This window comes from Vibrio sp. V03_P4A6T147 (assembly GCF_002241085.1).
Classification (GTDB): Bacteria; Pseudomonadota; Gammaproteobacteria; order Enterobacterales; family Vibrionaceae; genus Vibrio; species Vibrio anguillarum.
Map to the genome: position 1 here is coordinate 1 of NZ_NDIO01000234.1, position 7,810 is coordinate 7,810.

The window sequence follows — 7,810 nt, forward strand, 5'->3', positions numbered from 1 at the left end:
CTGTCATAGAGCTTCCACAAATTCTGATCTTTGTTATCAATGCCTTGCAACGAATCAAATGCAATGCCTCCTTGAATTAATGTTTTTAAAGGAGCGGCTTTGACTTTTACGCCTGCAAGTGTTGCATTAATTTCGACGCCAGAACGGTTCCAAAAAACAGTTTGATTCGTAATCAGATGGCGATATTGATTCTCTATTTTGACCTCGATTTTCACACCTTCTTTCGTGAGCTTAAAGCCAAAAACACTGCCTACTTGAAGATTACGGTATAGGAGCGGGCTGCCCGGATTGATGGGAGGAAGCTCGTCGGCAAAAAGAGTCAGTGTCTGTGAGCCGCTTTGATTATATTTTGCAAGCTCAGCTAAGGATTTACTTTGATATAGCGGGTATTCATTACTCGCATTTTCAGCGCCTTCGCTGATGAAACTGATTGAGCCGGCGAGCAGTTGTTTGGCAGGAGGGATCGAAACATTAAGGCCTGATTCGGTGAGCTCCGCGGTGGCCGAGCCTGTAATGTAAAAACGATTCTGTGAGCGTATGAGTGATGAGTACTCTTCATCAATCAGCGTATTGAGCACAACACTGTCTTGCTGCAACTTTACGTCAATTACTGAACCTACCGCGATACCTCGATACAAAATCTGGCTGCCCGCATCTAAGCCATATGAGCTTTCCGCTGTAAGTTTGATAGCAATTGATTTTGCTTGTGACTGATTAAATTCAAATTGGCGAATTGCAGTGAAACTTCTGGCCTTTTCGCCCTTGCCAGGAATGAGTGTCAAGTAATTCCCTTTGATCAAATTACCGATGTTCTCAACTCCAGAGAGTGAGACTTTGGCCTCTTCCAACACAAAACGGCTTCCCGAATTGAGCATATCACTAAAAGCCGGTTGGATAGCGGCAGAGGCGATGATCTGTTGGTGACTTTTACTGAGCTGCAATTCCGTGATTTGGCCGACTTCTATTCCTCGGTAAATGATGGGGGCACCGGTTTGGTTAATATTATGCTGATCGGGTAGGGTGATTTTCACAGGGATACCACGCCCTGCGGTTTTTAAATCGCGATAGAGACTAAATTGGGTATTTTGTTCAACAGGCTCCCCACCGTCCGGTGAATCGACGGCAATTGAACCACCGATTAATGCACTTAAACTTTCTAAGCGGACATCAACACCTTCAAAGCCAATGCTTGCACCAACACCGCTGACATTCCAAAAACGGCTTTCATTGGTAATAATGTGGCGATACTCGTCTTTTATCGAGGCTTGAATGAGTACCGACTTTGCATCGTCATCGAGTTTGTAGTTAAACACTTCACCAATCGGAATTTTTTTATAGACGATTTGTGAGCCAACAGAAATACCTCCGAGATCGCGAGCCTTTAGCGAAATGATAAGCCCTTGATTAGGCAGTAGATCAGAAGGTGCACCATCTAAAGCACTAAACACTTTATCGTGTTCAGCTGAACTATTTTCGTTACCCGGTTGAATCGCAATATAGTTTCCTGAAACCAATGCATCTAAACCTGAAACGCCAGATAAACTGGCCGTTGGCTTCACTAACCAAAATCGGGTATTGTCATTGAGTAACTGAGTAGCTTCTGGATAAATATCGGCTTCCACATAGATGTTTTCTAATCCTTCGGACAGTTTAATATCTCTTACCATGCCGACTTCGAGCCCTTGGTAGCGAATTGTTGTTCGCCCTGCGACTAAGCCTTGTGCGTCCGAAAAATAGATCTGGATTCGTTCGCCAGCATCGTGAATGGCTTTAACGACTAACCAACCTGCGAGCGCCATGGTGAGTATGGGCAGTATCCACAAAGGTGAGATGCCCCTATTTCGCTTAACATCGGGAGTGTGTGAGGGCTGGCTTGAAATTTGTTTACTCATGTGAAGGCTCGTTTTGGTCTGCGATTTCTGGGTAATTATCCCAGATGAGTCTTGGGTCCATACTTTCCGTGGCGAGCATGGTGAGTACAACCACCAAGCCAAAGGCAACGGCTCCATAACCGGGAGTGAAGTCGAGAATTTGACCGCGATCAACCAGTGTCAACATAATTGAGATGACAAACAGATCCATTACCGACCATTTGCCGATCCATTTAATCGCGAAATAAATGTTCATTCTCTGACGGTGGTAAACCGTTCGCTTAAATTTAATCGCCAGTAATAGATAGGTCAGGCCGAATATTTTTACAATAGGCACGATTATACTGGCCACAAAAATGATGATTGCAATTCCGACCATACCACTATTAATCAGTGACGCAACACCAGAGAAGATGGTGTCTTCTAATCGCTGTCCGTTGGTAATTAAAATCGATATTGGAATCAGGTTCGCGGGGAAAATAGCGACACTTGCTGCAATTAAATAGGCCCAAGTTCGTTGTATCGAGTTGGGTTTCCGGTGATATAATTTTTGCGCGCAACGCACGCAGTGCGTATTTTCTGGTTGTGAAAGATGGCAATGGTGGCAATGCACCTCTTTACGCTCGAAGGCATATTGATTCTCTGGCTGCCACGCTTGCCAATAGCGCCTTACGCTAACTCGAGTCGCTAACAATACGGTTGCCAGTTGCAACAAGACTAAACCATACAACCCCACACCGATAAAAATGTCGGAATAATCTTGAAGTTTAAAACAAGATACCGCCACGCTGACTAAAAAAACATCGAGCATTACCCACGCTTTTAATCGCTGAATAATGATCAGTGAGCCACGCAGTAGATGAAACCATCGATAACGCAAGGCGATATGAGCGGTCACTACGGAACCACACACTAAAAGTGGCGCAATAGAGCTGCAAAATAGTACCAATAAAGCGAGCGCTCCAAAGCCCTCTTCAGCCAGCGCAAAAACACCGGATGGCAAGGTGGCGGGGATCATCACCCCAACCAAGCGAATACTGATGAATTCAAAAAAATGAGAGGGGATAAACAGTAACAAGCAAGTGATGGCGACGGCTAAATCCCCAGATAAAGAGGGAGACCCACCGCGGTACAGTTGGGTACCGCAGCGTGGACAATAGGCACTTTTTCCATGCTCAACCTCGACGAGATCAACGGCCAATTCACAGCCGTGACACAACCTCACGCCGTTAGGTGATTGTGGATGTTGAATAAGCGCTGAATGTTGAGACAAACAATCATCCTAATTTATTGTTACCCAATCACTAAACGTACGATTGGAGATTTCCATAAAGGGTCTGATATAACCCATCTTGCTCGACTAATTCTCGATGCGTACCCATTTGGCTAACTTGACCATCTTCCAGCACGTAAATTATATCGGCTTGTTTCACAGCCGAAAGGCGGTGCGCAACAATTAAAGTAGTTCGACCTTTCAAAAATCCAGTCAGAGCATTGTGCAATGCCGCTTCAGTTACCGTATCTAACGCGGATGTTGCTTCATCCAAAATAACAAATTTAGGATTGCTCAGTACCATCCGAGCGATGGCTAAACGTTGACGTTGTCCTCCCGACAAGCGAATACCATTTCGACCAACTAGCGTTTCTAAACCGTCACTGAGATTCGCAGTCACATCATCCAGTTGTGCAATATGCAGCGCTTGCCATAATTCCTCTTCTGCATATTGACCGCCGAGGGTCAAATTATGCCTTAAGGTGTCGTTGAATAGTATAGGTTGTTGTAATACCACGGCAATGTTATCGCGAATAATATCAAAACTTATCTCTTCAGTGGTCGCACCATTAAAACGGATCTGCCCGGAATTGGGCTGATACACACCAATTAACAGTTGGATCAACGTGGATTTCCCACCACCACTTGCGCCAACCAACGCAACTTTTTTACCCGCCGGAATCGTGAGCGAGAGATCGTTGAGCACACTCTTTTCACTATCGTAGGCAAAATTAACGTGAGAAACCTCAACATCGACCTGGCGGTTATCCGTGAATGGGTTAATTTTGCAAATAGGGCGAGGCTCTTCCTCCAGTGCAAGCAGATCATTAATGCGATGAAAGGCCGCCTTTGCACTGTACCAAGAAAATTGAATACTCAGCAGTTCTTGCACTGGGCCTAACATAAACCACAAATAACCGAAAACGGCGAAAATTTGCCCTATGGTCAAGTCGCTAAAGATCACCATCAGCATCGCGACCGCTCTAAATAGCTCAAAACCAAGTAAAAACAGGAGAAATGAGACGCGCCCTGCAGCCTCTGATTGCCATGCATATTTGTCTGCATTCTCTCGGACTTGGTTGGCTTGCTGTTTGAGTTCATTGAGAAACTCTCGCTCTTTATTAGCGGCACGCAATTGATAAATGCCATCTAATGTTTCGACTAGCCGATTTTGAAAGCGTTCATACGCTTGGTTTTCTCGCTTTTTCAGATGTTTGACTTTGCTTCCGAGTTTACGTGAAAAGTAAATTACAATCGGGTTGACCAATAAAATAAACAGCCCTAAACGCCACTCAAGCCAGAGTAGAACACCCGCGGTGCCTAATACGGTCAGTAGGCTGATGATAAATTTACTGAGTGTGCTACCTATGAATTGATCAATGGTTTCGATGTCGGTGATTAAGTGAGCATTAATACCACCACTGCCTTTGGTTTCGTACTGCCTGATGCTGATCCGTCCTAATTTATCAATCATTTTGCAGCGCATTTGGTAAGTGATGGTTTTGGACACCAAAGTAAATTGACGGCTTTGAAGTATGTTGAGCGCTTGGCTGACGCTACGCATCAAGACCACTAGTAATAACGTGAGCGCAATATAGCCTGTTGGGTTTTGCATCGATGTCGGTAGAATAGTATTCATCATCGCCAAACCAGAAGCGGGTTTATTCAGCAGAACTTCGTCGACCATTAATGGCATTAATAGTGGAATAGGGACACTAACCAGCGTTGCAATAACCGCGATCGCATTGGCAAATAGAAGTGTAGGTCGATGTTTTTTTACTTGTTTTATTACCCAAGAGCGGCTAATAGTGTCATTGGAATTAGTCATTATGATGAGAATGCATCCTATTTATCGTGTGAGAAATTGTACGCTGTTCAAAAATAGATGTCTTCCGTTTTCAAAAGGTCGTTGAGTTTATATGAACATAGAAGAATACCGCCGTCTTACCAAGCAGGCGGTGGCACTGGTTGAATCTGAAACGGATTTAATCGCTAATCTTGCCAATTTGAGCGCCTTATTTAACATGGAGCTTGAAGATCTTAACTGGGTGGGTTTTTACCTAATAAAAGAAGAGCAACTGGTTCTCGGTCCCTTTCAAGGAAAACCAGCTTGTGTACGCATCCCCTTAGGAAAAGGTGTGTGTGGTACTGCGGCGGCGACTAACCGTATACAACGTGTTTATGATGTCCATGAGTTTGCTGGTCACATTGCTTGCGATGCTGCGAGCAATTCTGAGTTGGTGGTGCCATTTTCTATCAATGGCCAAGTGGTGGGAGTATTGGATATTGATAGCCCAACAATTGGCCGTTTTTCTGAAATTGATGAGAAAGGGATGGCAGAATTAATGATTGAGATAGAAAAGCTGCTCAATTCACACGCTAACAAGGCATAAATTGGTCATTGCCTGTGGTTTTTCGCATTTAGGTCACTATAATACCGAACATATTTATCTTAATGCCTCGCGGAAAGACCGCATAAACCAGGAATCCTCATGGAAAACACTGAAAAGTTAAAAAACAGCAAAGAAGTTATTGCGTACATTGCTGAATGTTTCCCTAAGTGCTTTACTTTAGAAGGTGAAGCAAAGCCTTTGAAAATTGGTATTTTTCAAGATCTTGCTGAACGCCTAAACGAAGACTCAAAAGTAAGTAAAACACAGCTGCGTGCTGCGTTAAGACAATACACGTCGTCATGGCGTTATCTACATGGTGTTAAACTAGGTGCAACTCGTGTTGACCTTGATGGCAACCCATGTGGAGAGTTAGAAGAAGAACATGTAGAGCACGCACAAGCCGCATTGGCAGAAAGTAAAGCTCGAGTACAGGCTCGTCGTAAAGAGCAAGGACAAAAAGCACGCGAAGAGGCAAAAGCGAAGCAACCAAAAGCGAAAAAGCCTCAAGCACAAGCTCGTCGTCCTCAAGCGAAAGCGCCAAAAGCTGAAAAACCTGTCGAGACGCGCGCTTTAAATGCTGATGAAATGATCACTGGCAAACAAGTGAACGTAAACATGGGTAAAGGAAACATGGCTGCGACCATTGTTGAAGTTAATAAGGAAGATGTGCGCGTTCAACTTGTCAACGGCCTACAAATGGTTGTGAAAGCGGAGCACTTGCGCGCATAAAGGAGAAATTCCTACGCATGAAATGCCGTTCAAAATTAACGTTGATCGCTGCTGGCCTATGGCTAGCAGCGTCATCCGTTCAGGCCTTAGAAGCCACTCTTAGCAAAGAAGATTTAACTCTTCTTGCCCCAGAAATGCAGCATGAAACGGCGAGTAAGCGTGTGACTTCCCGTTTTACTCGTTCTCATTACAAACACTTCAACTTGAATGACGATTTCTCGCAAGCTATCTTCAATCGTTATCTCGAACTGCTCGACTACAACCGCAATATCTTTACTCAGAGCGATATTGATTCCTTTCATACGTGGTCGACACAACTTGATGATCAACTCAAGGCTGGCAATAACCAAATTGCATTTGATGTTTATAACTTATCAATGCAAAAGCGCTTTGAGCGTTTTCAATATGCGCTTTCTCTGCTCGACAAAGAAATTACATTTGAAGCCGATGAATCGATGGAACTTGATCGCTCAAAAGCAGCTTGGCCGAAAGATAAAACCGAGCTCGATAAGTTATGGCAGCAACGTGTCAAATATGATGCACTGAACTTAAAGCTTACGGGTAAAGAGTGGCCGGAAATTAAAGAAACGCTAGGCAAGCGTTATAATAACGCGATCAAACGTCTGTCTCAGACCCACAGCGAAGATGTATTTCAGCTTTATATGAATGCTTTTGCGCGTGAAGTTGATCCGCATACTAGTTATCTCTCTCCACGTAATGCCGAGCAGTTCCAATCAGAAATGAATCTTTCATTGGAAGGGATTGGTGCTGTACTGCAAATGACCGACGACTACACCATCATTCGTTCGTTAGTTGCGGGTGGTCCTGCCTCAAATAGCAAGCAGTTGGGTGAAGGCGATCGTATTATTGGTGTGGGCCAAGATGGCAAAGAGATGGTTGATGTTATCGGCTGGCGTCTAGATGATGTCGTACAACTGATCAAAGGCCCGAAAGGCACTAAGGTGAAGTTGCAAGTTTTGCCGGAAGGTAAAGACGCTAAAAGTCACGTTGTCACTATTGTTCGAGACAAAATTCGTTTAGAAGATCGAGCGGTTAAATCAAAAATCATCGAGAAAAATGGCAAGAAAATCGGCGTGCTTGAAGTCCCTAGCTTCTATGTCGGTTTAGCGCAAGACACGGACAAATTGCTGACTGAACTGAAGCAGAAAAAAGTGGATGGCGTGATCGTCGATTTGCGTAATAACGGTGGGGGTGCATTAACGGAAGCGACGGCATTATCCGGCTTATTTATTGAAAGCGGCCCGGTTGTGCAAGTTCGCGATAGCTATGGACGAGTAAACGTCAATAGTGACACGGATGGAAAAATCAGTTATCAGGGGCCAATGACAGTATTGGTGAATCGCTACAGCGCATCAGCCTCAGAAATTTTTGCAGCGGCAATGCAAGATTATGGACGAGCGATCATTGTTGGCGAAAACTCATTCGGTAAGGGAACGGTTCAACAGCATCGCTCGTTGAATCATATCTACGACTTGTTTGATAAAGAATTAGGTTACGTTCAATATACGATTCAGAAATTTTAT

At 44.3% G+C, this 7,810-nt stretch carries 6 protein-coding genes; 3 read left to right on the top strand and 3 right to left on the bottom strand.

What is annotated here, in order from left to right; all coding sequences use genetic code 11:
- The 3 genes from B9J84_RS09315 to B9J84_RS09325 all read right to left on the bottom strand — a co-directional run.
- Nucleotides 1-1,892, bottom strand: a 1,892-nt coding sequence (locus B9J84_RS09315; protein WP_094124009.1) for an MlaD family protein, incomplete at its 3' end; no start/stop codon positions are given.
- A complete protein-coding gene (locus B9J84_RS09320; protein WP_013856919.1) occupies nt 1,885-3,144 on the bottom strand; it encodes a paraquat-inducible protein A in 1,260 nt (419 codons plus the stop codon). The genes B9J84_RS09315 and B9J84_RS09320, both read right to left, overlap by 8 nt.
- A gap of 31 nt (nt 3,145-3,175) precedes the next feature.
- Entirely contained in the window at nt 3,176-4,972 is a 1,797-nt protein-coding gene (locus tag B9J84_RS09325) for an ABC transporter ATP-binding protein (RefSeq protein ID WP_094124010.1), read from the bottom strand.
- Between the two features lie 91 nt (nt 4,973-5,063).
- On the opposite strand from B9J84_RS09325, the gene B9J84_RS09330 reads away from it, so the two are divergent.
- The 3 genes from B9J84_RS09330 to prc form a co-directional block, all read left to right on the top strand.
- Nucleotides 5,064-5,537: a GAF domain-containing protein gene (locus tag B9J84_RS09330; protein ID WP_017041971.1), complete on the top strand. Its 474-nt coding sequence runs from the start codon at nt 5,064-5,066 to the stop codon at nt 5,535-5,537.
- 99 nt (nt 5,538-5,636) lie between these two features.
- Nucleotides 5,637-6,266 carry an RNA chaperone ProQ gene (proQ, locus tag B9J84_RS09335; RefSeq protein WP_017044692.1) on the top strand — a complete coding sequence of 210 codons (630 nt, stop codon included), beginning with the start codon at nt 5,637-5,639 and terminating at the stop codon, nt 6,264-6,266.
- Between the two features lie 17 nt (nt 6,267-6,283).
- Nucleotides 6,284-7,810, top strand: a 1,527-nt coding sequence (gene prc, locus B9J84_RS09340) for a carboxy terminal-processing peptidase (RefSeq protein ID WP_094124011.1), incomplete at its 3' end; no start/stop codon positions are given.